Source organism: Paracoccus kondratievae (assembly GCF_009301415.1).
Lineage (GTDB): Bacteria > Pseudomonadota > Alphaproteobacteria > Rhodobacterales > Rhodobacteraceae > Paracoccus > Paracoccus kondratievae.
On the sequence record NZ_CP045073.1, the window covers coordinates 1093647 to 1117415 of the forward strand.

General features: G+C 60.5%; 24 protein-coding genes and 3 pseudogenes. 22 read left to right on the top strand and 5 right to left on the bottom strand.

Features of this window, described 5'->3' with window-relative positions:
* Positions 1-15 precede the first annotated feature (15 nt).
* The 15 genes from F8A10_RS16715 (at position 16) to F8A10_RS16785 (ending at position 14420) form a co-directional block, all read left to right on the top strand.
* A complete protein-coding gene (locus F8A10_RS16715) occupies positions 16-996 on the top strand; it encodes a transglycosylase SLT domain-containing protein (RefSeq protein ID WP_172686451.1) in 981 nt (326 codons plus the stop codon).
* A gap of 167 nt (positions 997-1163) precedes the next feature.
* The gene (locus tag F8A10_RS16720; protein ID WP_152367943.1) at positions 1164-5144 is read left to right on the top strand and encodes a hypothetical protein; all 3981 of its coding nucleotides are present in this window, start codon (positions 1164-1166) and stop codon (positions 5142-5144) included.
* Positions 5145-5267: 123 nt separating this feature from the next.
* Entirely contained in the window at positions 5268-5879 is a 612-nt protein-coding gene (locus F8A10_RS16725; RefSeq protein WP_152367944.1) for a hypothetical protein, read from the top strand.
* Position 5880: 1 nt separating this feature from the next.
* A complete protein-coding gene (locus tag F8A10_RS16730) occupies positions 5881-6180 on the top strand; it encodes a hypothetical protein (protein ID WP_152367945.1) in 300 nt (99 codons plus the stop codon).
* Between the two features lie 47 nt (positions 6181-6227).
* Positions 6228-6584: a hypothetical protein gene (locus tag F8A10_RS16735; protein ID WP_152367946.1), complete on the top strand. Its 357-nt coding sequence runs from the start codon at positions 6228-6230 to the stop codon at positions 6582-6584.
* A 12-nt stretch (positions 6585-6596) separates the two neighbouring features.
* The gene (sctJ, locus tag F8A10_RS16740; protein WP_152367947.1) at positions 6597-7376 is read left to right on the top strand and encodes a type III secretion system inner membrane ring lipoprotein SctJ; all 780 of its coding nucleotides are present in this window, start codon (positions 6597-6599) and stop codon (positions 7374-7376) included.
* Entirely contained in the window at positions 7373-8059 is a 687-nt protein-coding gene (locus F8A10_RS16745; RefSeq protein ID WP_152367948.1) for a hypothetical protein, read from the top strand. The genes sctJ and F8A10_RS16745 overlap by 4 nt, the downstream gene beginning before the upstream one ends.
* Positions 8059-8661, top strand: a complete 603-nt coding sequence (locus tag F8A10_RS16750; RefSeq protein WP_227493465.1) for a hypothetical protein — start codon at positions 8059-8061, stop codon at positions 8659-8661. Before F8A10_RS16745 ends, F8A10_RS16750 begins: the two co-directional genes overlap by 1 nt.
* Positions 8658-9980 (top strand): FliI/YscN family ATPase, encoded by a 1323-nt coding sequence (locus F8A10_RS16755; RefSeq protein WP_271180073.1) that lies wholly within the window; start codon positions 8658-8660, stop codon positions 9978-9980. Before F8A10_RS16750 ends, F8A10_RS16755 begins: the two co-directional genes overlap by 4 nt.
* A 22-nt stretch (positions 9981-10002) precedes the next feature.
* Positions 10003-10476, top strand: coding sequence for a hypothetical protein (locus F8A10_RS16760; RefSeq protein WP_152367950.1), 474 nt, complete (start codon positions 10003-10005; stop codon positions 10474-10476).
* Positions 10473-11663, top strand: a complete 1191-nt coding sequence (locus F8A10_RS16765; RefSeq protein WP_152367951.1) for a FliM/FliN family flagellar motor switch protein — start codon at positions 10473-10475, stop codon at positions 11661-11663. The genes F8A10_RS16760 and F8A10_RS16765 overlap by 4 nt, the downstream gene beginning before the upstream one ends.
* Positions 11663-12307: a type III secretion system export apparatus subunit SctR gene (gene sctR / locus F8A10_RS16770; protein WP_152367952.1), complete on the top strand. Its 645-nt coding sequence runs from the start codon at positions 11663-11665 to the stop codon at positions 12305-12307. Before F8A10_RS16765 ends, sctR begins: the two co-directional genes overlap by 1 nt.
* Positions 12308-12313: 6 nt before the next feature.
* The gene (gene sctS, locus F8A10_RS16775) at positions 12314-12568 is read left to right on the top strand and encodes a type III secretion system export apparatus subunit SctS (RefSeq protein ID WP_152367953.1); all 255 of its coding nucleotides are present in this window, start codon (positions 12314-12316) and stop codon (positions 12566-12568) included.
* Complete coding sequence (locus tag F8A10_RS16780; RefSeq protein ID WP_152367954.1) at positions 12565-13401, top strand: EscT/YscT/HrcT family type III secretion system export apparatus protein; 837 nt, start codon at positions 12565-12567, stop codon at positions 13399-13401. Before sctS ends, F8A10_RS16780 begins: the two co-directional genes overlap by 4 nt.
* Positions 13398-14420, top strand: a complete 1023-nt coding sequence (locus F8A10_RS16785) for an EscU/YscU/HrcU family type III secretion system export apparatus switch protein (RefSeq protein ID WP_152367955.1) — start codon at positions 13398-13400, stop codon at positions 14418-14420. The genes F8A10_RS16780 and F8A10_RS16785 overlap by 4 nt, the downstream gene beginning before the upstream one ends.
* 117 nt (positions 14421-14537) lie before the next feature.
* On the opposite strand, the pseudogene F8A10_RS16790 reads toward F8A10_RS16785, so the two are convergent.
* Positions 14538-14972 (bottom strand): annotated as a pseudogene (locus F8A10_RS16790) (DDE-type integrase/transposase/recombinase); the annotation flags it as partial.
* Positions 14973-15027: 55 nt separating this feature from the next.
* Here F8A10_RS16790 and tnpA point away from each other — a divergent pair.
* The 4 genes from tnpA to F8A10_RS16810 all read left to right on the top strand — a co-directional run bounded on the left by tnpA (position 15028) and on the right by F8A10_RS16810 (position 17787).
* Positions 15028-15456, top strand: coding sequence for an IS66-like element accessory protein TnpA (gene tnpA, locus F8A10_RS16795; protein WP_227493466.1), 429 nt, complete (start codon positions 15028-15030; stop codon positions 15454-15456).
* Complete coding sequence (gene tnpB / locus F8A10_RS16800) at positions 15453-15800, top strand: IS66 family insertion sequence element accessory protein TnpB (RefSeq protein ID WP_152367957.1); 348 nt, start codon at positions 15453-15455, stop codon at positions 15798-15800. The genes tnpA and tnpB overlap by 4 nt, the downstream gene beginning before the upstream one ends.
* A 62-nt stretch (positions 15801-15862) precedes the next feature.
* Complete coding sequence (gene tnpC, locus F8A10_RS16805; RefSeq protein ID WP_152367958.1) at positions 15863-17491, top strand: IS66 family transposase; 1629 nt, start codon at positions 15863-15865, stop codon at positions 17489-17491.
* Complete coding sequence (locus F8A10_RS16810) at positions 17491-17787, top strand: hypothetical protein (protein WP_152367959.1); 297 nt, start codon at positions 17491-17493, stop codon at positions 17785-17787. The genes tnpC and F8A10_RS16810 overlap by 1 nt, the downstream gene beginning before the upstream one ends.
* Here the strand turns inward: F8A10_RS16810 and F8A10_RS16815 are convergent.
* Positions 17771-18336: pseudogene (locus F8A10_RS16815) on the bottom strand (transposase); the annotation flags it as partial. The gene F8A10_RS16810 and the pseudogene F8A10_RS16815 sit on opposite strands and share 17 nt — an antisense overlap.
* 196 nt (positions 18337-18532) lie before the next feature.
* On the opposite strand from F8A10_RS16815, the pseudogene F8A10_RS16820 reads away from it, so the two are divergent.
* Positions 18533-19057 (top strand): annotated as a pseudogene (locus tag F8A10_RS16820) (helix-turn-helix domain-containing protein); the annotation flags it as partial.
* Here the strand turns inward: F8A10_RS16820 and F8A10_RS16825 are convergent.
* Entirely contained in the window at positions 18996-20036 is a 1041-nt protein-coding gene (locus F8A10_RS16825; RefSeq protein ID WP_152367960.1) for a replication initiator protein A, read from the bottom strand. The pseudogene F8A10_RS16820 and the gene F8A10_RS16825 overlap by 62 nt on opposite strands.
* A 345-nt stretch (positions 20037-20381) precedes the next feature.
* Positions 20382-20975, bottom strand: coding sequence for a TetR/AcrR family transcriptional regulator (locus tag F8A10_RS16830; protein WP_227493533.1), 594 nt, complete (start codon positions 20973-20975; stop codon positions 20382-20384).
* Positions 20976-21022: 47 nt separating this feature from the next.
* Here F8A10_RS16830 and F8A10_RS16835 point away from each other — a divergent pair, with 47 nt between their 5' ends.
* Both F8A10_RS16835 and F8A10_RS16840 read left to right on the top strand, forming a co-directional pair.
* Positions 21023-21946: an aldo/keto reductase gene (locus F8A10_RS16835; protein WP_227493467.1), complete on the top strand. Its 924-nt coding sequence runs from the start codon at positions 21023-21025 to the stop codon at positions 21944-21946.
* Positions 21939-22916: an NADP-dependent oxidoreductase gene (locus F8A10_RS16840; protein ID WP_152367961.1), complete on the top strand. Its 978-nt coding sequence runs from the start codon at positions 21939-21941 to the stop codon at positions 22914-22916. Before F8A10_RS16835 ends, F8A10_RS16840 begins: the two co-directional genes overlap by 8 nt.
* Positions 22917-23213: 297 nt before the next feature.
* Here F8A10_RS16840 and F8A10_RS16845 read toward each other — a convergent pair whose 3' ends face one another.
* A complete protein-coding gene (locus F8A10_RS16845; RefSeq protein WP_152367962.1) occupies positions 23214-23762 on the bottom strand; it encodes a hypothetical protein in 549 nt (182 codons plus the stop codon).
* Positions 23763-23769 lie beyond the last annotated feature (7 nt).

Here is a 23769-nt window from a genome sequence, read left to right on the forward strand (position 1 = left end):
CCTGAGGAGGGAATAATGGAAGTGAACGCTCACGCTGCCGGATGGCAGGACTTCTACAGCGACCGCCAATCACGCTGCGATTCCGCGCCCGACGAGGCGTTGAAGAAGCATTTCCAGGCGGAACTGGACGTGGCGCGTCAGACCATGCAGTCCATGGGACTGGACGTTCCCGAAGGCCAGCCCGCGCCGGAAACCGAGGCCCCCGCGGGCTGCGAGGATCTGCCCGGTGATGTTGCGGGTGAGGTGCCCGGCGATCTGCCCGAGCAGCCGGTCAATGCCGCTGTTCAGCCGGGCAACCCCGACCTGCCCGCCGGCGATCCCGAGACGCTTGGCTATGAAGATCAGGCCAGGCTCGACAAATACCGCGAAGACCTTGAGCCTCCTCATCAGGTTCCGGGCGGTCCTGAAGGTCAGGTGCCGAATGATCCGGCGGGCGACATCCCGACCCCGGTTCAGCGTCATCAGGTCGCCGGTGACGTCCCCGCCGTCGAAAGCGCTTCGCCGCAATATAACGATGCGCTCGAGGCCTTCCGCGCGCAGATCCTCGCCGCCTCCAAGGCGACCGGCATCCCCCCTGATATGCTTGCCGCGATGATCTGGGAGGAATCCAAGGGCGATCCCGACGCGATCTCGACCAATGCCGAGAACGGCAAATCCGATATCGGCCTGATGCAGATCAACGAGGACACCTTCGCCGAGATGAAGGCCAAATATCCCGACCTGATCAAGGGCGACATCAACGACCCCGAATCCAACATCATGGCGGGCGCGCTGTATCTGGCCGAGAAGAAGGAAGAGTTCGGCGATTGGGATCTGGCGCTGCGGGCCTATAACTCAGGCTCTGCCTCGGTCGATCCCGACAATCCCGACGTCTCCACCACCGACCTCGGAACCGACAGCTATGTCAACCGGGTGAACTACTATCAGGACCTGATCAAGGAAGGTCAGGACCTCCCATCCGAATACTCCGAGACCCCCGAACAGGTTCAGACCTGATCGCCCGAACCCGAGCGCCTGCCAAGCATGCCACGGCTGAAACGGTAGGCGCTCACCGCACCACATAGTTCGCACCGAAAGCGGGCATAGCAAACCGACGGCGCAAAAGACGCGTTAGCCACAACGCTCATCGGCCCCTGGTCCAAGATATAAGAGGGAGAAGAACGATGCCCATGGATGTCTCTTCAACTTTAGAACGTAACAAAGCCCCGCAAGAGATCGATATCCCGACCCCGGTGAAATTGGCAGCTAGCAGAAGTAATTCCAAGCCGGACGAGAGAAGTGGCGACGATAGCGAAGCCCCCAAAACCCTTGAGGACGACGACGTTCTTCCTCCGGTCAACAAGCTCGAGCCGAAAAGGGTTGATGACGATACGATCTCTTACACGTTCAACGGCGAAACCTATTATGTCAATCGCGAGGAAACGCCATTCAAGTATAATGTCTTGGAAGGCAAGCTCCTTGGAGCTGAGTTCGACAAGAGCGACAACAACATCAATGTAAACGTGCCAGAGTCGAGCGCGACCGACTTCATGAACGCAAAGACGACCGAAGATGGGAAGACGGTCGGTGAGCTGTTCCACGAGAACATGAAGAAGGAATGGGGCGATCTGAGCCTCGACGATCCGCGTCGCCAGTATTTCGAGCTGATGGAGGCCAAGTCGGCGCTGGCTGCGGGCTATCACGTCGTGCCCTACCAGACGAGGGACGGCGCGTTCGGATCGACGGTAACGACCTCTTTGGATTCAACATCACCCCTTGATCAGGCCAGCACCTATGGTCTTTTGAAGGAAGAGGAAATCGCCAAGAAACTGGCCGAACTGTCTGAACGTCCCGAGATCGTAGAGGGCGTGGACAAGCTGATGAACGACGCTGTTTCGAAAATCGAGGACCGGCGCGGGCTGACGAACAAGGTCTTCGACTCAATGTCCAGCGACGAATACATGGACATGCTGGAATCCCTGGACCCGGAAGTGGCAAAGGTGCGATTTGCCAACGACCTGAAATCGCTTGATTTCCTTGACAAGAACAAGGCCAGCGAAATCCGGAACAAGTTCCTCGATGAGGGCCTGGTCGATGAATTCACCAAGATTATGGAGAGCGGTGAATTCGATAAGGAAGCGATAGAGCTTGCTGCCAGCGATACGGTCCAGAAGGCATTGCAAGCGACTTTCATGTCGGCTTTCGGCATCACCTTCAGCGATATGGCCGTTCAGAACTATCTTAAGGACGGCAGCGGGAACCTGCCCGATGACGTAAAGCGTGGTCTGGACAGCTATAAGGTTGCGGTCAACGTTGCCACCACCGCCTTCACGGATTCGTTCAAGGCGAACGGAAAGTTCGACCTGGCCGATGTAACGAAGCGCCTCAGTCAGGGTATTTTGGCCGCAGACAACCTTCCGACCTCTTCGACTTCGGTCCGGAACGGCGCGGCGGCGCTGCTGAACGGCGCGATGATGAATGGCGCCCTGCCGGCAGCGGGCGGTATTCTTGCCGGTGTAGCCACAATCTATACACTGAACAAGAATGGCGGGGATACGCTCGAAGAACGTATGGGCGCTGCACGGACCGGGTTGATCGTCATCGCGACCAGCCCGGCCCTGGTGAAGGCCGGTTCGAAAGTGGTCGAGTCCTTCTTCAACAAGCCCGGCATGACCGCCATGCTTGGTCTGGAAGACAATACGCAGTTGCGGGAGGCGTTCGAGAAAAAATTCGGCGAAGCGGCCAAGCCGCCCGAGCTGCCCACACCGCCTGAATCGCCCACGCGCCCCGGATCGCCGGTTTCACCCGGGCTCGGTTTGGATCTGGGCGATATGGGAATAGAACTGGATGACTGGAGCAGGGATCTGCTTAGGGATATCAACAGGGCCGGTTCGGGAGAGAATGGCTTCTCCGAAACCATGCGAAACATGAATGTCGGTCTTGATGACGCGGGCGATGCCGCGACCCGGCCGATTGCCGACGCCTTGGACAATGCCGACCCGGCTGACCGCGCCAGCTTGATGAACATGATCGATGACCGTGTGCAAAGCATGGGTGTGGATCCAAGTGATCTGGATACCCCAAGCAAACTGCGCATCATCGGAACGATCATGACGACCGTGGGTGGGCTTGCCGACACCGTTGGGGGTATTCTCGACATTGCGCTTGGCGGCATGTCGCTGGACAAGCTCAGGAAGGATCCGGATGCCATGCCGGATGAGATCGCTGGCGCCACGTTCCAGTTGCTGGGCGGCATCAGTATCGCGGGTATGGCAGGCACCAGTCTGGCCAGTATGCTTGCAGGTCCCGCTACCGCCGCCACTATGGGGGTAGCGGCTGGTGCGATGGGCATCGCGGGTCTGGTTTTCGGTGGCATCTCGGCAATCATTGCCGGAGTCGTCGCCAGGAAGAAGCAAGATCAGGCGATGGACAACGTCCGCCAGGACTTCAATGACTGGAGCAGGCTTGGCATCACCGAGGACAATTGGGGCGACAAGCTCAACTACGCGATTCATACCGCCTACGAGTATAATTCGCGAAAGGGTTCGTCAAAATATTACGACCTCTATCCGGAAGACAAACCCGTATGGGAGGGACGCCCCGAACAATACGAGGCGTTCACCGAATACGTGGCCAAGCATGGTAAGATGCACGATGACTGGTTCAAGGACTGGGACGAGGAAGAGCTTGGCGCCAGCATCGGCAACTGGGGGGACAATTTCGGTTCGGACGATCCCTCGGGCCTGCCGCGTTTCGGCGATTCCGGCAAACCAGGCAGCTTCGGGGAATTCAAGCGCGATGTCGACCGTGTCGATGTAGGCTCGATCGAACTGGCCGAAAACGGCCGCGTCATCTTCAGGAAGGATGGTGTCAAGCAGATCATTGACCCGCAGATCGGCGAGAAGGCAAGCGACAAGGATCGGCGAGATATCATCAATTATCTCAAGGATTTGCATCAGATCACCCATCCCGGAGGCAAGCGTGACCAGGACATCATCGACCGGATCACCAAGCTGCATGACGAATCCGATCGCTATAACGAAATTTCGGATCTGAAGCGTATCCTCGACGACAGCAAGCCGCCGCTTTTCGGCAAGGACGGCAATACCAAGGTCGGCACGTTCAGCGATTTCAAGCGGGACATCGACCGCGTCGACATCGCCTCGATCCGGCCCGACTCAGGCGACAGCAGTGTCATCTATTTCGAAAAGGACGGTCAGGAATGGATGCTGGACAAGGATGACCACGGCAGCCTGAAAAAGGGGGATGCTGAGAAGATTTTCGATTACCTGAACAATCTCTACGTCATGACGCATCCCGGCGGCAAACCGGATCAAGATCTGATCGAACGGATCGAGGGATTGTTCGGTAAGTCCGACGATCACAACGATCTGGACGATCTCAGGGACGAGATCGGGGTCGACAAAGACCCGACCGGCCTGCCGGTATTTGGCGATGGCGGCAAGCCCGGCACCTTCAAGGACTTCCGGCGTGATATCGACCGCGTGGATATCGGGTCGATCGAGCTTGCCGATGGCGGGCGCGTCATCTTCAAGAAGGACGGGGTCCGCCAGGTCATCAACCCATCGGATGGCGACAAGGCCGGGCGCGACACGCGTCGCGACATCATTCGCTATCTGGAAGGGCTCTACCATCTTGCGCGGCCGGACGGCGATCTGGACAAGGATCGCGTCGACATGATGAACGACATCTTCGGGCGCACCGACAAGTACAACGATCTGGACGCAATCCGCGACAAGATCGAAATGGAGGAGAGCGCCGATGGTCTGCCGTTCTTCGGCGATGGCGGCAAGCCCGGCACCTTCAAGGACTTCCGGCGTGATATCGACCGCGTCGATATCGGTTCGATCGAGCTGCTGGACAACGGCAATGTCATCTTCACCAAGGATGGCGTGAAACAGGTCGTCTCGGTCACGCATGGCAGCGATTCCGACAAGAAGACGCGCGAACAGATTATCAACTACCTGAAGGAGATGCACAAGATCGCCCACCCGGACGGCAAATTCGATCGTGGCATCGCGGAACGGATGGATTGGGTGCTTGGCGCGAATGACAAGCACAACGAACCGGACAAGATCGGCGACTACATCGACGAATGGATTCGCAAAGGAAGACCGAAAGAAAAGGATAGGAAAAAATGGTGATCTTCCGCCGCCGCACAGGGTCCGCATCAGAAAGCCGGTGTTCGACATGCACGCTCACCGCCTGATGATCATCAGAAATATGCCGCCGGGGTTTCTCCGGCGGCGCGTTCGGGATTTGCGGTGATGGTTCGCGTTTTCGCCTTGGTGCCCGTTCTTGGCATTTGTGCGCTGCTTCTGGCGGGGATACCTGCGGTGGCGCAGCATCCTGACCTGCTTCGGGCGTTTCCCTACGCGGCCAGTGACGAGCGGGCCGATACGGCCTTGCGCGATCTGATGCGGCGGACGGGGATCCCGGTGATCATCAGCAACGAGATCAGCGGGTCGGTATCGGTCAACAACAGCAATGGCAGCATCATGGACGTGCTGAACTCGATCTCGGAACAGGTCAATGGCGTGTGGTGGTTCGATGGAAGCGCGGTGCGCGTCGAGCCAAGCTCGGTTCTGACCAGCCGGATGATCCCGCTGGACGGCTTTACGGTCGGGCAGCTCCGCCAGCAGATGCGGGCGGTGCGGCTTGAGGATGCGCGCTTTCTGATCAGTGCGGCCGAGGATGCCTCGATGATCCGGCTGTCGGGTCCGACGGGCTATGTCGATGCGGTCGAGGCGCTGGCACTTCATCTGACGGAACTTCGCCGCGCGGACAAGCCCGTGCGCGCAGGCTTTCCGGTCATCATCAGGGGACGGGAAACGGCGAGATCGCAACCCGAAACCCCGCAACAACAAGGGAATGAGTGAGATGCAACAGCTTTCAACCCAACAGAACGACGACCTCCATCTGCTGATGTCCATCGCGATCCTTTCCGGCAAACGCGGCGTCGATGTCGATCTGATGCCTATCTTCGAACTTTGGGAGGCAGAGTATCCGCAAGACGCCTTGGGCAAGGTCGGCCGCGGGCTTGCGATGGTGCACGAGGGTGATCTTCGGGGCGGCTACGAACTGATCAAGAAGGCTGCCGCGACCTCGACCTCGCGGGCGGATCAGGCGCAGGACGCTTTGAAATCGCTGACCGAGGGCTTGGGGGAATATCTGGACTGATCGTCACGCCGGGATGCGGCCGCCGATATCATCGGGAGGAATACAGAATGGTCACTGCAGTCATAGCCGTCGGCGATGCCGACCCCGCCGCCAAACTTCAGAGCGTGAACCTTGACGCGAGCGAGGCCGCGCCGGAAATGAGCAACATTGCCCAGGCCGCGCTGGCCCGGATCACCGAGATGGACAGCGGCTATCGCGCCAGCGCGGCAAAGCTGGAGGCGCTGGATTCGAAGCACTTCGCGCTGAACGGAACCGGGTCCAGCCTTGCATCCTCGATCAATCAGGTCAGCGAGACGTTCCGGGTTGCGCTGGAGGTGCAGACGCAGATCACGCAATTCTCTATGGTATCTTCGTTGTCCCAGACGCTGAGCACGCAGTTGAACAGCTTTCTGCGCGGGCAATAGGATCTTTTCCGCATGAAGATCACGCAGTTCATCGCCGTTTTATGTGCCGTCCTGTTTCTGGCGGGGTGCAAGTCCGAACTTTATACCGGTCTGACCGAACGTGAGGCAAACGAGATGGTGGCGGCGCTGATCGGCGCCGGGATTCCGGCCTCGAAATCCGGCTCTGGCGAAAATCTGAAGGTCATGGTCGATGGCGGCCGTTTTGCTGAGGCGATGAACGTGCTCGAGGTGCGCGGTCTTCCGGCGCAAACCTATTCCAACTTTGGCGAGGTGTTCCGCAAGGAGGGGCTGGTCTCGTCCCCGACGGAGGAACGGGCACGCATGGTCTATGCGCTCAGCGAGGAACTGTCGCGGACCATTACGCTGATCGACGGGGTTCTATCGGCGCGGATCCATGTAGTTCTGCCGGAAACGGACATGCTGGGGCGGAATGTAAAGCCGTCCTCGGCCTCGGTCTTTGTCCGCTATTCGCCTGCGGCGAATGTTCAGGACTATTCCGCGCAGATCAAACTGCTTGTGGCGAACTCGATCGAGGGATTGCTCTACGACAATATCACCGTGGTGATGGTGCCTGCGGAAGAAACCCGGAACACCACCGAGCCGGTCCGGTTCGTCGATGTGCTGGGCATCTGGGTGCATCCCGCCTCGGCCAACAGATTGTGGGCGGTTCTGGGCGGGATGTCGGCGATGACGATCGCGGCCTTCGGCTTGGCTGCCTGGCCCAGCCTGCGTCGCTCGCGCAGGTCCGAGACGCGCCCGGAGGCGAGTGCGACGCAAGAGGGCAAGTCATGAGCAAGGCGGCGGATCGCGACCAGATCTCCCCCGGTCCGGAACGGGTGTCGGCGCAGGAGGTGGCGCGCGCCAGGCTGCGCGCCCGCGCCAGTGCAGCGCGTGTGACGCTTCGCCGTCCAAGCCTTGATCCGCAGGGGCGGGGCGGGGCGCGCAAGGCACGGGATCTGTCGCCCGTCGGCGCGGCGGACCTGCCAGACAATTCGCCTGCGGTTCAACTGTTGCTGTCGGGCAAGCGGGCTGAACTGGTGCTGGACGCGGCTGTGGCGGCGCTTCTGTCGCCGCTGTTTGCCGATGTGATCGTCTCGAACAAGGTCGCCGAATTGCCGCTTCGGCGCGTGGCGCGCGAGTTCGGGCTGAGGCACCGCCATCTGGCGATGACGCTGGAAGAGATCCCGCAGCAGGAGCCCTTCGCGGTGGTCAAGGCCGGATTGCGCGGGCTGTGGATCACGATGCTGCCGCCGGTTCTGGGCCGCGAATGGGAGATAGCGGCCCAGCCGCTGCATCTGCCGACGATAGCCGTCAACCGCAAATCCGCGCCGCCGTCGCGCTTTCGCGGCATGTCCCGATGGCTGAAGCGCCGCCGCCCGAAGCATGTGCTGCCGCTTGCGGTGGAAAGCCCGGTCGAGGATCGGGCCGAGGCGGCCTTGCTGAGCGCAATCCGTGAACTCTGTGGTGACGCATGATGGCGCGGACAAGGCAGATCCAATCCAGCCGTATCCTCCGCAAGAAGGATCTTGCCAAGCTGCGCGATGCCGATCGCATCCTGCGCGAGGCCGAGAAGGCAAGCGAAACAAGCAGACAGTCCGCGAAGGTGCTGGAGCAGGAAATCCTTGATGCGGCCCATAAACGCGCGCTGCGCGATGCCGCGCGGGCAGCAAGCAGGGTGATCGCCGACGCGGAAGCGGCGACCTCAAGCCGCATGCAGAATTTGGAGACCGAACTGGCACAGCTTGTCAGCCAGACGGTGAGGGCAATCCTTGGCAGCTATGCGGCGGAAGATGCGACCTATCGCGCCGCGCTGAATGTGCTGTCGCAACTGCGCGAACATCGGCAGGGACGCGTCTTTGCGGCGCCGGATGTCGTCGATCTGATGCGCCGCGCTGTCACCGATCTTGGCAAGGACGGGGCCGAGGTCACGCAGGTGCTGACCGATTCGGGGCTCGCGTCCGGTCAGGCCTTTCTGGTCAGCGACCGGGGCAGCGTCGAGATCGGGTTGTCGGCCCTGACGGATTCGGCGCTGCGGATCTGGGAGGGGCCCGGAGCAGGAAAGGACCGACCCGAGTGAGTGACGCTGATCCCATGATCGAACGCCTGCGCTCGCGCGCAAGGATGATCGAGCCGGTCGAGTTGCGGGGCCGGGTCACACGGATCGTCGGCTGCGTCCTGCATGCTCAGGTTCCCGATGGCCGTGTCGGCGAGGAGTGCATCCTGCGCGATCCCGTAAGCCAGATCGAGCTGCGTGCCGAGATCATCGGCTTTGACGGCTCCGAGACCATTCTCGCGCCGGCAGGCGACATGCGCGGCCTGTCGGCGCGAACCGAGGTGATCCCGACCGGCACCGAGGCGCTTGGGCCGGCGGGGGTGGCGCTTCTGGGGCGGGTCGTCGATGCCTTTGGCCGGCCGCTGGACGGTCTGGACCGGGTCGAGGCCAATGTGCCGATCAATGCCGACCCGCCCTCGCCTCTGGACCGTCCGTTGATCGACACGCCATTGGAGACGGGTCTGCGGGTGCTGGACGGTTTACTGACGCTTGGAGAGGGACAGCGGATCGGCATCTTCGGCGCGGCTGGCGTCGGCAAATCGACGCTTCTGTCGCAGATCATCCGGGGCGCCAAGGCCGATGCGATCGTGCTTGGCCTGGTCGGGGAACGTGGCCGGGAAGTGGCCGAGTTCCTCGAGCGCGATCTTGGCAAGGAGGGGCGGCAACGTGCGGCGGTGGTCGTGGCCACCTCGGATCGCCCGGCAAGCGAGCGGCTGCGTGCGGTGATGACTGCTACCACCTGCGCCGAGGAATTGCGCCGTCAGGGAAAGCGGGTTTTGCTACTGGTCGACAGCGTGACGCGCGTGGCCCGCGCGCTTCGCGAGATCGGGCTTGCCGCAGGAGAGCCGCCGGTCCGGCGCGGCTTCCCGTCCTCGGTCTTTGCGGCATTGCCGCGGCTGGTCGAGCGGCCCGGCAGGACCGGAACCGGGGTTATTACGGCGATCTATACCGTGCTGGTCGAAGGCGATGACGACAATGCCGACCCGGTCGCGGATGAGATGCGCAGCCTGCTTGACGGCCATATCGTGCTGTCGCGCAGGCTGGCCAGTCAGGGTCATTACCCGGCCATCGACGTTCTGCGCAGCAAAAGCCGGGTGATGGAATCGGTCGCGGGCAAGGCGCAAATCCAGAACATGCGGGTTCTGACCGAGCGTCTTTCGAAGCTGGAAGAGATCGAGATCCTCGTACAGGTCGGCGAATACAAATCGGGTAGCGATCCGGTCGCCGATGCGGCGTTGGCGACCCGTGCGGCGATGAACGACTTCCTGCGGCAGGCCACGGATGAGTTCAGCGAGATGCCCCGGACGCTCTCGGCGCTGGATGACGTGGCGAGGATGGGCTGAAATGCAGGGGCCGCGTATGCAGATGAGGAAATTGCTTGAACTGTCCTCGGTTCGCGAACAGCTGGCACAGCAGCGGGTTGCCGCGGCCAGGAACCTGTTCCGCAAGCGCGCCGCCGAGGTTGCCCGACTGCGTGCCGAGGCCGATGCCTTGGCGCAAGCGCATCGCGACAACCGGATCGCCATGCGCAAGCCGATGATCAGCAAGCCCCAGCTTCGCGGGGCGATCGACGCCATCGTCGCCACATTCGACGCCGACCGGCATCGCGAGGAAGCGGCCGAGCGCGAGGTGATGGCCGCGCAAAAGAAGGTCGCCGAGGCCAAGACCGCGCTGGACCACGAGACCGCCGCGCTGGCCTCGGTTTACCGGCAGAAGCAGAAGCGGCAGGAACTGTGCGATGTGCTGGATGACGAGCACCAGCGCCATCTTGCCCGTGCCGAAGAGGCCGAACAGGGAGAGCGGCAAACGATTCTCGCGCGTCGCAGGACGGCGCCATGACGAAGGATATTCGACTGCCCGCCAGACGCGGCACGGGCGCAGGCAATGTGGCTGCGGCCCGGATCGAGGGCATCCAGAAGGTCTTCGTCGAGGCGCCGCAGCCCGCCACGCTGTTCATGCGCAGGCTGGACCGGGATCAGGCCGCGATCCAGAACCTACTGTGCCGACGCCGCTATTCCATCCGCTTCCGCATCGGCGAGACCAGCATCCATGTCGCGATCCGGCGCAGTCAGGCGGCCTCGTCCGCCTATGGCTGGATCGAGGCCGAGCTGAGCGGTCATTCCTTCCGCTTCGGCCTGCCTTGGACCGCCACGCGGCGCATCACCGGCGTTGCCGCCGAGGCCGCGACACCGGAAGATGCGGCGCTGCTGCTGGAAGACGGGCTGACAACGGTTCTCGATGAACTGGAACGCCAGTCGGGCCACACGATCACCTTCCGCCGCCTGCTGCCCGCGCGCGAGCCGGAGCCCGAAACCCGTGTTGATATCTGGTTCGGCATCGAATATTCGAACCGCGCCGAGAAAGCATTGCAGCGCGTCCAGGTCCCTGTCGAGCTGTCGCCCGCGGCCGCCGGAACCCTGGCCGAGATCCTTGGCCAGTGGCAGCGCCCCCAGCAGGACGATGGCGTGCTGTCTCTGCGCGCCGGGATCGAGATGGGCGCGACGCCCCTGACCCTTGCCGAACTTGCCAGCCTCGATCCTGGGGACGCGGTGATCATCGACGCGGCGGACAGTGCTGCGCGGATCGTGGTCGAGAACCAGTTGTTTGCAGCGGTCACACCATCCGGCAGCCCGGATCAGTGGAAGATGACCTCTGCCCTCCAGCCGCTGCCGCCCGCCCGCAGCCTTCCTTTCACCCCCCACGAGATCGAGAAAGTCATGCCCAATCAAGATACGCCCGACGACAACGCCCCCAAGGTTCAAGTCGAGGGCACCGAGGACCGAAGCTCGATAGGGGCGCTTGACGATCTTGAGCTGTCGCTGTCGGTCCGCTTTGGCGAAACCCTGGTGACGCTGCAGGATCTGCGCAATGCCGGGCCGGGCACGATCTTCACGCTGGACCGCCCCGATGGCACCCTGGTTGAGATGATGGTGAACGGCAAGGTCATCGGCACCGGCGATCTGATCTCGGTAGCGGGTCAGCGCGCGGTCGAGATCAGATCGCTCTTCCGCGAGAGCGGTTCCTGATGGACAGCCCGTTTCCCCTTCTGCTGATCGCGGCGGGCATTACGGTCATCCCTTTCCTGATCGTCAGCCTGACGGCATTCGTAAAGATCGCGGTCGTCCTGTTTCTGGTGCGCAACGCATTGGGCACTATGCAGACGCCGCCGAATATCGTGCTTTACGGGGTTACGGTGGTGCTGACCGGCTATGTCATGTCGCCGGTCTTTGCGGCCTCGCTGAATGCCGTGACTGCGGGCGGCACGTTGACGCAGATGCCCGCGCCCGCCGAATGGCCCGATATCTTCTCGCGCGGGATCGAGCCGGTGCGCGACTTTCTGATGCGCTTCACCACGCCGCAGGACCGTGAATTCTTCCTTGCCGCAGCGCAGGAGATGCATTCCGAAAATGCCGTGATGCCGCAGGAAACCGATATCTTCATCCTCGCGCCCGCCTTCGTGACGGCCGAGCTGACCAAGGCGTTCCAGATCGGGGTGCTGCTGTATCTGCCGTTCATTGTCGTCGATCTGGTGGTCACCAACGTGCTGACCGCGCTTGGCATGATGATGGTGTCACCGACAGTCATCTCGCTGCCGTTCAAGCTGTTGCTGTTCGTCGCTGCCGGCGGCTGGTCGCGGCTGACCCATGGGCTGGTGATGAGTTATGTGTGAGGCGGCATGCAGCTTTATGAATCCCTGACCCATGCACTGATCCTGGTCTTCCAGCTATCGATGCCAGCGATTGCGGTGGCGACGGTGATCGGTCTGGTCGTGGGGCTGATTCAGGCGCTGACGCAGATTCAGGATCAGACCCTGCCGCAAGCGATCAAGCTGTTCGCGGTCGGGACGGTGATCGTGCTGACCGGCGGGGCCCTGTCGGCGAAGCTGGTGGCCTTCACCGTCGATATCTTCTCACGGATCTCGCAGGGATGAACAGCCTACAGGACTTGTTCGCAGGTGGTGATTACGGTGTCATCCTTGCGGACATGATGGCGCTCTTCGTGATCATCGGCGGGCGGGCACTGGGTTTCGTGATGATCCACCCGATCTTTGGCCGCTTCGGGATCAACTTCGGACTGCTGCGCGGCTCGGTCATGGTGGCGATGACGCTGCCGCTGCTGCCGACCGGTGCCGTGATGGCGGCCGCCGATCCAAGCCTGCTGGAACCCGGCAACATGCCGTTCCATATGCTGCGCGAGGTGATCATCGGCGTCATTCTGGGGCTCATCACCGGCATCCCGTTCTGGGCGGCCATCGCTGCGGGCGAAATCCTTGATACGCAACGGGGTGCCTCCTCGGCCACCGATACCGACCCGACCGGCGGGCAGGTCGCGATCAGCGGCAACTTCTTCTTTCTGGTCGCGGTGCTGCTTCTGACCGCCGAGGGTCTCCTGATCCCCGCCGTCTTCGGTCCGCTCCTCAGCAGCTATCAGCTTTTCCCGCTGTTCGGTGCACTGGCATGGCCCGATCCGGGGCAGGGCCACCTGTTGCTGGCGCTGCTGGACGATCTGCTGCGGGCGGGGCTGATCCTCGCCATGCCGATCCTGATCCCGCTGCTGCTGACCGAGGTCGTCATCGCGATCTCGACCAGATACATGCCGCAGATCAACCCAACCTTCCTGTCGATGTCGGCCAAGCAGGTCGTCTATCTGCTGATGCTTGTCTTCTTCATGCCGCTTCTGGGGCGATACATGCTTGCGCTGGTCGGCCATGACAGCTTTGGCGCCGACGCGCTGGCAAAGTTTCTCAGCGGCGCGATCAGATGAGTGGTGGGGGTTCCGAACAGAAGTCACTACCAGCCTCGGCCCGCAAGCTAAGGAAGGCGCGCGAAAAGGGGCAGGTCGTCACCTCACGCGATTCCATCGCCTCCTTGGTGACGCTGGCGGTTCTGGTCTATCTGTTCGCGCGCCGCCATCACCTGTCCGATCTGCTGTATGGTCTCTTCACCTATACGCCACCGCCCGAATTGGTGTTCAGCGCGGCATTGTCCGATCTGATGGATCTTGCCTTCAGGGTGATCATCCAGATCTGCCTGCCGCTGATGATCCTGGTCGTCACCCTGAGCATCCTTGTCGGTATGCTGATCGCTGGCGGCCCGCTCTTCACGACCGAGCCGCTGAAACCCGATTTCAACAAGATCAACCCCGCCACGGGTTTCTTCAAGATCTTCAGCAAGCGGTCATTCATGACCTTTCTGATGCATGTGATCCGGGTCACGGTGATCTTCAGCGCATTGGGACTGATCCTCGCCTATTCCGCAGCCGCGTTGTTTACCGCACCCTATTGCGGGCTCCCTTGCACGCAAGAGGCCGCCATTGCGATCACCGTGCCATTGCTTGGTGCGCTGGTCGCGATCCTGCTGCTGACGGCGCTTTTCGATTATCTGGTCCAGCGCTCATCCTTCCTCAGCGAACAGAAGATGACCATGACCGAGTTCAAGCGAGAGTTGAAGGACCAGCACGGCGATCCGCAACTGCGCGGTCGCATCAAAAGCGACCGCCGCGACATGCTGGAGCGCCCGATCGGATGGGGGCAGGCTACCACCATCATCTATGCCGCGCCCCATATCGCAGTCGCGCTGCGCTATGTCCCCGACGAAACCCCCGCGCCCCTTGTCGTCGGTCGTGCCCGAGGGGCAGATGCCATCGCCCGCGCCCTGCGAAACAGCAAGGCGCCACGCAACGAAGATGCCCATGCGACCGCAATGATCGCGGCGATCCCGGTCGGGAAATACGTTACCGATGAAGAGCAGATCGTCGCAATCGTTCGATATCTGACAGCGTAGGGACGTTGTTGAGCTAATCGGCTGCAGGCCGATATGATCTTTTTCCTCTTTTCGTTCAACCAACGGCTATGATCTAGGCGGCGCCGAGGGCGTTGTACATGTTCATGACGGCGATGCGAATGTGGATCTCTGCGGTCTGTCGATCCGGGTCCGCCCGTTGAAGCTTTCGACGAAACCGTTCTGCATGGGCTTGCCCGGCGCAATGTAGTGCCATTCGATCTGGTGCTCGGCACACCATCGCAGGATCGCGTTACTGGTCAGCTCCGTCCCATTATCGCTGACAATCATTCCGGGTTTGCCGCGGCGCTCGATTAGGGCCGTCAGTTCACGCGCCACTCGGCGCCCCGAGATCGAGGTGTCCGGGATCGCCGCGAGGCATTCCCGGGTGACGTCGTCGACGACGTTGAGCACCCGAAAGCGCTGGCCTTTGGCGAATTGGTCATGGACGAAATCCAGAGACCAACGCGCATTGGGCCGCGCCTCGATCAGGATCGGGGCTCGCGTCCCGATAGCCTTGCGCCGGGCCTTTCGCTTGCGCACCGTCAGCCCTTCCGTAACGGCCCGATTGTTACCGCCTGCCTGAGTTTGGGCTGATGGATTAAGGCACGTGCATAGTGACGTCGTTAATGACGTGTCTTATGCGGGTGTGGGGATGCGGGGCGATATTCTTGGACTGGAGCGGCGGCGGCGGTGGAGCGACGAGGAGAAGCTCGAGATCGTTTTGTCGGTCGGCGTGGACGGGGTGACGGTGACGCAGGTTGCACAGCGGCACGATGTGACGCGGCAGCAAATCTATGCCTGGCGGCACCAACTGAAGAAGAAGGGCGTGATTTCGGCGTCTCCGGAAACGCTGTTTCTGCCGGTTGAACTGGACCGGCCCACGGAATTGGTGATGCAGTCAGCGACCATCTGCGCAGGAGCGCCTCGCCCCGCCCAGATCGAGTTGCAGTTGGCGAATGGTCGCTGCCTGCGCTTCGATCCGGCTCTGGATACCGTGACGCTGACACATGTGATCCGTGCGGTGGAAGGGGCATGATCGGGCCGGGAACCGGCGTTCGTGTCTATCTGGCCTGCGGCGTGACCGACATGAGGAAGGGAATCTCCGGGCTGGCTGCACTTGCCCAGGATGTTCTGCGCCAGAAGCCGGCCGGCGGTGCGGTTTTTGCATTCCGCGGGCGTCGCGGCGACAGGTTGAAATTGCTTCATTGGGATGGTCAGGGCTTCTGCCTGTATTACAAGGTGCTGGAGAAGGGGCGCTTTCCATGGCCGATGTGCGGGGATGGTGCGGTTCGCCTGACCTCGGCGCAGTTGGCCATGCTGTGGGAAGGCATTGACTGGCGCAGGCCGGATTGGGGCGCGCCACCAGCCCGCGTCGGCTGATTTATCCCGCTGAAACGCCTTGTTTTTATGGCCATTCCGCCTGCCTTGTGGTAGGCGGGCGCATGTCGAATACGGCCCAAATCCTTCCCGATGATCCGGCGCGTTTGAAGGCGCTGATCTTGGCGTTGCAGACGGAGAACGCGAAGATCTCGGCCACGTTGCGCGCCCATGACCAGTTGATCCAGGCCCTGCGGTTACGCATCGCGAGGCTGAAGAAGCAGGTGTTCGGCCAGTCCTCGGAAAAGATCGAGCGCGAGATCGAACAGCTGGAGCTGGCGCTCGAGGATCTTTTGATCGCAACGGCCGAAGGCCAGACTGACGTCGAGGACGACGGCCAAAACAATGATGGGCTGGAAACGGCACCTGCCGATGAAGCTGCCGAGCGTCCATCCCGCCGACGTCCCCGGGTCTCGGACAGCGCGCCGCGCGAGCGGCGGGAACTCGATCCCGGCAGCTGCTGCCCCGATTGTGGCGGCGACCTGCGCCTGGTGGGCGAGGATGTCAGCGAGATGCTGGATCTGATCGCGGCGCGGTTGAAGGTCGTCCAGATCGCCCGCCTGAAAAAGTCCTGCCGCCGCTGTGAACGCATGGTGCAGATGCCGGCCACCAGCCGGCCGATCCCCGGCAGCATGGCAGGCGCGAACCTGCTCGCCCACATCCTCGTCTCCAAGTTTGACGACCACCTTCCGCTTTATCGCCAGCATGAGATCTTCACCCGGATGGGCGCCGACATCCCGGACAGTACCTTGGTCGACTGGTGCGGTCGCGCCATGAAGGTGCTGGCACCGCTGATCGAACGGATCGAGGCAGACGTGATGGCCAGCGACCTCCTTCATGCCGATGACACACCGATCCGGGTGCTGGATCGCGCGGGCCGCGACAAGGGATTGGGCAAGGGTGTGAAGAAGGGCCGGATCTGGGCTTATGTCCGCGATCAGCGCCCTTGGGCAGGCACGTTGCCACCCGGCGCGGTCTATGCCTTCGCGCCGGACTGGAAGGAAGAGCATGTCCATCGCCATCTGGCCCGGACCCGCGGCATCCTGCAGGCCGACGGTTACAAGGGTTATGCCAAGCTCTACGATCCAAGCCCGGACGGGACACCCCGCCTGCGGGAGGCTGCCTGTTGGGCTCACCTGAGGCGCGACTTCCATGATGAATGGGACAAGACCAAATCCACGATCGCCCGTGAGGCACTCGACCGTATCGGCGCACTCTACGACATCGAGCGCGAGATCACCGGCCATCCCGCCGAAGTCCGTCTTGCCGCGCGCCAGAAACACAGCGCTCCGAAGGTCGAGGCCTTCTTCGCCTGGTCAGAGCAGCAGCTCTCGCGGATCCCCGGCAAGGGCGATCTGGCCAAGGCCTTCCGTTACGGGCTGAGCCGCCGGGACGCTTTCAGCCTGTTCCTTGAGGACGGCCGGGTGGCGATCGACAACAATCCTGCCGAGCGCGCGCTGCGCCCGATCGGTGTCGGGCGCCGCAACTGGCTCTTCGCCGGGGCCGATACCGGAGCCGAAACGCTGGCCCGCGCCATGACCATCGTTGAAACCGCCAAGATGAACGGCCTGGACCCCCAAGCCTATCTGGCCGACATCCTGGCCCGCATCCACGATCACAAGATCAACCGCCTCGACGAACTGCTGCCCTGGAACTGGGTGCCGACGACCGAAACCTTACCCGAGGCCGCCTGATGGCAACCGTCACCCATGTCTGCACTCTCGACTACGTTGCCAGGATGCTGGGCGAAGCCCCCGAGCTTCTCGAAGCCATCGTCTATAACGACGACAACCTGAGCTACAGCGCGATCATCAGCGTCTATACCGGCCAGGATGACACCGTCACCGCCCTGACCGATGACGGTATCGATGAACTGAAAGACATGCTCAGGGACGCCCGCATCACCACCGAAACCTGGCACCAGTTCCTCGACGACTTTGTCGATGACGCGGAACTCGTCGCCCGCATCAAAGCCCAATCGCCGCGGTAACAATCGGCCGGTTACGCCCTTCCTCGCGGTAGAGCCGATAGATCCGGTTAATCCCGGAAGGCTCCCCCTCGCGCCGCAGCAGCACGAAGAGCCGCCGATAGCCGAACCGTCGGCGCTCGTTGGCCAGATCCCGTAACCGCCCACGCAGCACTATGTCCGGCTCACGCTGTGCTCGGTAGCGGACCATCTTGCGATCCGCCCCAGCAATCCGGCACGCCCGCCGTTCCGAGAGCCCGAGTAGGGACCTCAGATGCGCGACCGCCTCGCGCTTCACGACAGGCGTCACCACTTTTTTGAAACCAGTTCCTTCATCGCAGCGAGATCGAGCAGCTGTTCGGCCAGCAGCTTCTTCAGCTTCGCGTTCTCATCCTCAAGCGCCTTCAGCCGCTTCGCCTCCGACACCGTCATGCCGCCGAATTTGGCCTTCCAATTATAGAAGGTGCCTTCCGACATGCCGTGCTTGCGGCACAGGTCCGCGCACTTCGCGCCTGCTTCGTGCTCCGCTAAGATGCCGATGATCTGTTCGTCCGTGAATCTCGTTCGCTTCATTGTCCGTCCTCAGATTGGATCGGACTCTAATCAACGGCGGAGGAAAAATCCCGTGGCAGGTCAAACGGAAAAAGACACCGCCCTGTTGATTGCCACTGAGAATTGACCCGGCAACGGCCAAAATTGTCACTGAGAATTGACCCATGTGCAACCTTGCCCCGGCTTGAACCAGCTGGGAGCACATGGAGTGATCGACATGGGATTTTTGAAGGTTATCAGGACATGGGCGCTGCGAGACAAGATGCCCATTCGCGAGATCGCGCGGCGCACGGGCATTTCGCGCAACACGATAAAGAAGTATTTGCGGGAGGGGATTGTCGAACCTGCGTTCCAGACGCCGGATCGCCCCAGCAAGCTGGACCCATATGCCAAGCAGCTGACCTCCTGGCTCACGACTGATCAGCGCAAATCACGCAAAGAACGCCGGACGGCGAAGCTGATGCATGCCGATCTGGTGAAGCTGGGATATGACGGCTCCTATGAGCGCGTTGCCGCCTTCGTTCGTGCATGGAAAGGCGAACGGCAGCGCGCGCAACATACGACAGACCGAGGAACCTTTGTGCCGCTGGCATTTGCGCCTGGGGAGGCTTTCCAGTTCGACTGGAGCGAGGACTGGGCCTATGTCGGTGGCGAGCGGATCAAGCTGCAGGTGGCGCATATCAAGCTCTCCCACAGCCGCGCCCTCGCTTTTCGTACCACCTACGACAGAATCCGAGAAATGCCATCTCGGGATTGCGGGGGGGCTCGGTCACCCAAGCGCGCCATTTGCTTTCGATATAGCGCACGTCCCAACCGGGAGCAGCCTCTCGAGCCATGTCGTAAACATCGGAATCGAGCTGTGGGATGGTTATGGCCTCAGTCAGCACCTCTGGCCCAATGCTACCGCGGCTACGCACTGTCAGGAGATCCGTCTCGCTGTCGAAGCGGATTTCATAATCTGGCATGTGATTGTGCTTCTGGTCCTCATCCGCAATGGCGTTAACTAGCCTACGAAACTCTCGCACCGATGAGCCGGAGCCACACTTTTTTTGAAGCCTTTCCAATCCAATCCGCCATTCTCGCTGTCGGCCGCAATGCTTGCGCGCCAGCTCATAGATCCGTCGCTCCAGAGGCTTACGCAGGCGAAAGTAATCCCGGCTGAGCGTAAGCACCTCTTGCGCCTTGATCGCGTTAAAAACCCAGTCCGACAGCTTGATCTCGACCTCTTGCATGCGCCCTTCGCGCGTCTCCCGAACAATCCGAGATCTCTCAATTAGACCGAAGTTCTCGAATATCTCCTCGCCACCAGTCGTAATATTAGTCGAAATCCGCGTTCCGGCCAGACGCTCCATCGCTGCCTTTAGCAAATCGTATCCGCGGCCTGTGAGCATGCGGTTTGTGGCCTTCAGTAGGTCGGACGCCTGAAAACGTACCACTTGCTGCGGCTCTCTACCTTCATTCATACCCCGGATGATCTGGCTGATACAAAAGATCAAGACGTCCCGGTCATGCACAGTAGCCAGTCCATCAGCAGACGGCTTGACCTCTACAGAAACGCCGTTGTGCTCGTATAAGCGAGGACGGGTGTCTGGCTTAGTCGATAGCGAGAATATCGGATGCTCCATTGATCCGATATCGTCTTTCGGCGCAGCATCAAAGACGTCGCACACGAAGAAGTCACCTTGCGGATGACGATCAGGCAATAATGGGTAGTCGTTCATCTCTGACTTTCGACATTTTACACGCACAACATACAACGACACTTTACACACGGGAAGCCACAAAACGACACTTTACACACGGCTGGTGTGAAACGACACTTTACACACAGAGAATCACCACTTTACACACGGCGCGTTCAGGTAGTAATCTGTTTTTATAAGTTAAATTCAGCCTCATAGAAACCGTAACACAGACTCTAACACCTATTAACACCCCTAATCTGTGGATGGGTTCGGGATCTGCTCTGAGCTGCCCGTGATACTGAGCCACTAAAGCGTGTCCCATGCGGGTGATGCACTGTGGCTCCCGTTTCGTCCCGACCGGAAAGATTGCATTCGGCTATGCTAGGTTCTCACTCGCAACGCCGCCATGAGCAAATCCAGAATCCGTGCAAGCTGTTTCTCATCTGATGTAGTGGTCGCAGCGAACACGGCACCAGCAATGCATAGCGTGACATCATCGGGTTCCACGTCGGCACGCAAACTTTGATCCTGCTGCCCTGCGCACAAAAACTTTGTGATCACGGCCGTCATGCGAGCTCGTAGCTCGGAAGTGGAGCCTGATTGCGGTGTGATAGAAATGCGTAAGGCATCGTGCATTGCGTGTTTTGTCGCGACGAAGCTGGCATAGAGACCTAACCACAGGCGCATTGCGTCGAAACTTTGATGCCCAGCCAGAAATGTTTCCACTTCTTGCTCCAGCGCATCGAGTTCAACGCGATAAACAGCCTCGACAAGTGCTTCCTTGCTCGGAAAGTGGCGATAAAGCGTCCCGATGCCGACACCTGCGGTGTCGGCGATCGTCTCGAGAGACACTGGTTCAGACGCGGACAATAAAAGATCGCGTGCCGTCAAGGTGAGGCGTTCACGATTTTTAGCCGCATCGGCACGCAGCTTCGGAGCTGTTGACAAGCGGACGACCCTCCGGTTAATAAACATCAAGCGGACGACCCTCCGCTTTATTCGCCCTAGCGCAGGAGAGTCAGTTGGTCCACCAGAAATCGTCAGGCGTAGCCGGCGCCGGTTCTTACGCCTTAGGCGAACGTCAGATTCCCCGCATGGGATATGGCGCGATGCAACTTCAGCGGCTTGTCAATGATCGCTCCGCAGCTATGGAGGTTTTACATCGCGCAGTTGGCTTGGGTGTCGAGCATTTTGATACGGCAGAATTCTACGGCGCCGGGTTTGTCAACGACATCATTCGTGAACTGCGTCTGGAACATCCCAACATTCTGATTGCAACGAAAGTTGGTGCGGCGTCGAATCCCGCTGGACCGATTCCAATTCGGCCCGCCCAGAAACCGGAGGAACTTCGGGCAAGCGTGGAGGAGAACCTTCGCAGTCTTGGTGTCGAACAACTTGACGTCGTGAATCTGCGTCGGCTTGACGTCGCGCCTGGTCTTTCTTCCGAGGGCGATCAGATTGTCGGAATCGACGATCAACTGGCCGAGATGTTGCGTATGAAAGATGAAGGCAAGATCGGTGGGATCGGTCTGAGCGCCGTTAGCCTCGACAACCTGAAACAAGCACTACCTGCAGGGATTGTTTGCGTTCAGAACGCCTATAGTCTGCTTAGTCGCCGTTATCAGCCACTGCTTGAACTATGCGAAGCCGAACATATCGCATGGGTGCCCTTCTTTCCGTTGGGAGGGACATATTTCCCTGACTGGCCGAAGGTGACGGCTCATCCCAAGGTTATCCAAATTGCAGCACGGTATAGGATCAGTCCGTCACAGCTCGGTCTTGCATGGCTCTTGCATCACAAACGGAATGTCTTGCTGATCCCCGGAACGACAAGTCTTGCCCATTTGGAAGAGAACGTTGCGTCCGCATCAATCATTCTACAGCAAGAAGATATTGTCGAACTGGACGCCCTGTCCTGTGCGCACGAGGAAGCATCGCATGAGTAACCAGTTTGCAGAGAACCCCATTTCAGGCAAGGCCATCACCTATCGGCAATCCGGTGGCCCGGAAGTCATCAGCATTGTCGACCGGCAGGTGCGTGCTCCACGTGAACACGAGATTCGTATCGCAGTTGTTGCGGCGGGTGTGAACCCGACCGACATCCAACTTCGCGATCCGGGTTTTCCCGGTCAAGCCTATCCCGTCGTGCCTGGCATGGACGCTGCCGGAATTGTCGAAAGCATCGGCTCGGCTGTCTCTCGGTTCAGGGTGGGAGACCGGGTCATGGCGGTCTTATTGCCAACGCGGCCTGAGGGTGGGGCGCAGGCAGAATACGTAGTGGTCCCCGAGGCATCCGCCGCCGTGATTCCGGATCATCTTTCTTTTGCTGGGGCCGCAACGCTTCCCATGAATGGATTAACCGCTCTGCTTGCGCTTGATCTGGCGGGCTTGTCGACAGGTGAAACCCTTGCAGTGAGTGGCGGCGCTGGACTGCTTGCAAGCTATATCATCCCAATCGCACGGTCGCGGGGATTGCAGGTTATCGCCGATGCAAGGTCTGAAGCGGTCGACCAGATTCGTAGCTATGGCGCAGACATTGTGATCGAACGAAGCTTGGATTTTGCGGAGAGGGTCAGAGACCATTTTCCACGCGGTGTGGACGCAATGATAGATACTGCTGTATTGGGCGTTCCAGCCTTGGGTGCTGTCCGCGATTGCGGCACCTATATCCCGCTCCGCGGATGGGAAAGCGATGTCCACGAACGTGATATCGGGATCAAGCCGGCGTTCGTGTTTCACGCTTTGCAACGCACAGATTGGCTCGAACTGATCCGTAACCTAGTTCAATCAGGGACGATTCCTCTCCGCGCGGTCTCGGAATATCCACCCGAAAACATCGCTGGCGCACAAGAGGCAATTTTAGCGGGCAGCGGAAAACACCGTCCGGTCATCCTATTTCGGACAGATGTTCGGTAATTCGATCCATTCACGGAAAGTGAGCTAATCGCCCTCCATTAAATCCGGGCAAGTCCAGACAGCCAGAGAAGCGTTGTCTTTTGTCCTGTTGCACCACTGGCAAGCGGGGACTGTCAGGCCACCACCTCTGGTCCTTGGAATGAGATGATCCCGGGTCAGAACCCGATCCGCCTCACGCTGACATCGAGCCTTGGCGAGCAAGGCAACGTCGCAATAGGCACAGGACGATCGTAATCGCGCATCATACCAGATTCTTCTCGCCATAGCCGTTTGCAATGCGGCCGATCTCATCCTTCGTCAGTCTTTCTGGATGACGCAGTATGTTGGCTGGTCTGGGTTTCCTGCGAAGTGCTGAGCACCGAAGATGGTGCAGGTCCATGACCATGAAGCGGGCAGGGTCCGGGCGAGGATGGCTGGGGTCAGGAAGCCGACCGTTATCGCCGCGACAAAGGCCGGAGGAAGCGCTACGGTGCTCAGGAGCTTTAAGCGCCGCTTCCGGGTCTCGTAGTCGCTCCTGGCCTCTCTGAGGGCCTCTGCGGCGATCCTGGAGGCCTCTGTGCCCACCGCGGCACCAAGGCGCGCCTTTTCTTCAACCTGCTGCTCCAGCGCAGGTTTAAGGCGGCCTATGGCCGAGCGGGTGGCCTCCACCATCTTAACAGGCAGATTGTTTATCAGCTCTGTCATCAGATGCTGCCAGCCAGCCATATTCCGAAACGCCTCGGTATCGGCCTCGATCCGGGTGGCTGATGCAGCGTTGCGCCTGTCCAATTCATCCAGAATGGCGATGAAGGCCGTGCCGGGATCTCCGCCATTGGCTTCCTGTTCCTGACGGAACAGATCGCGCAACGGCGTG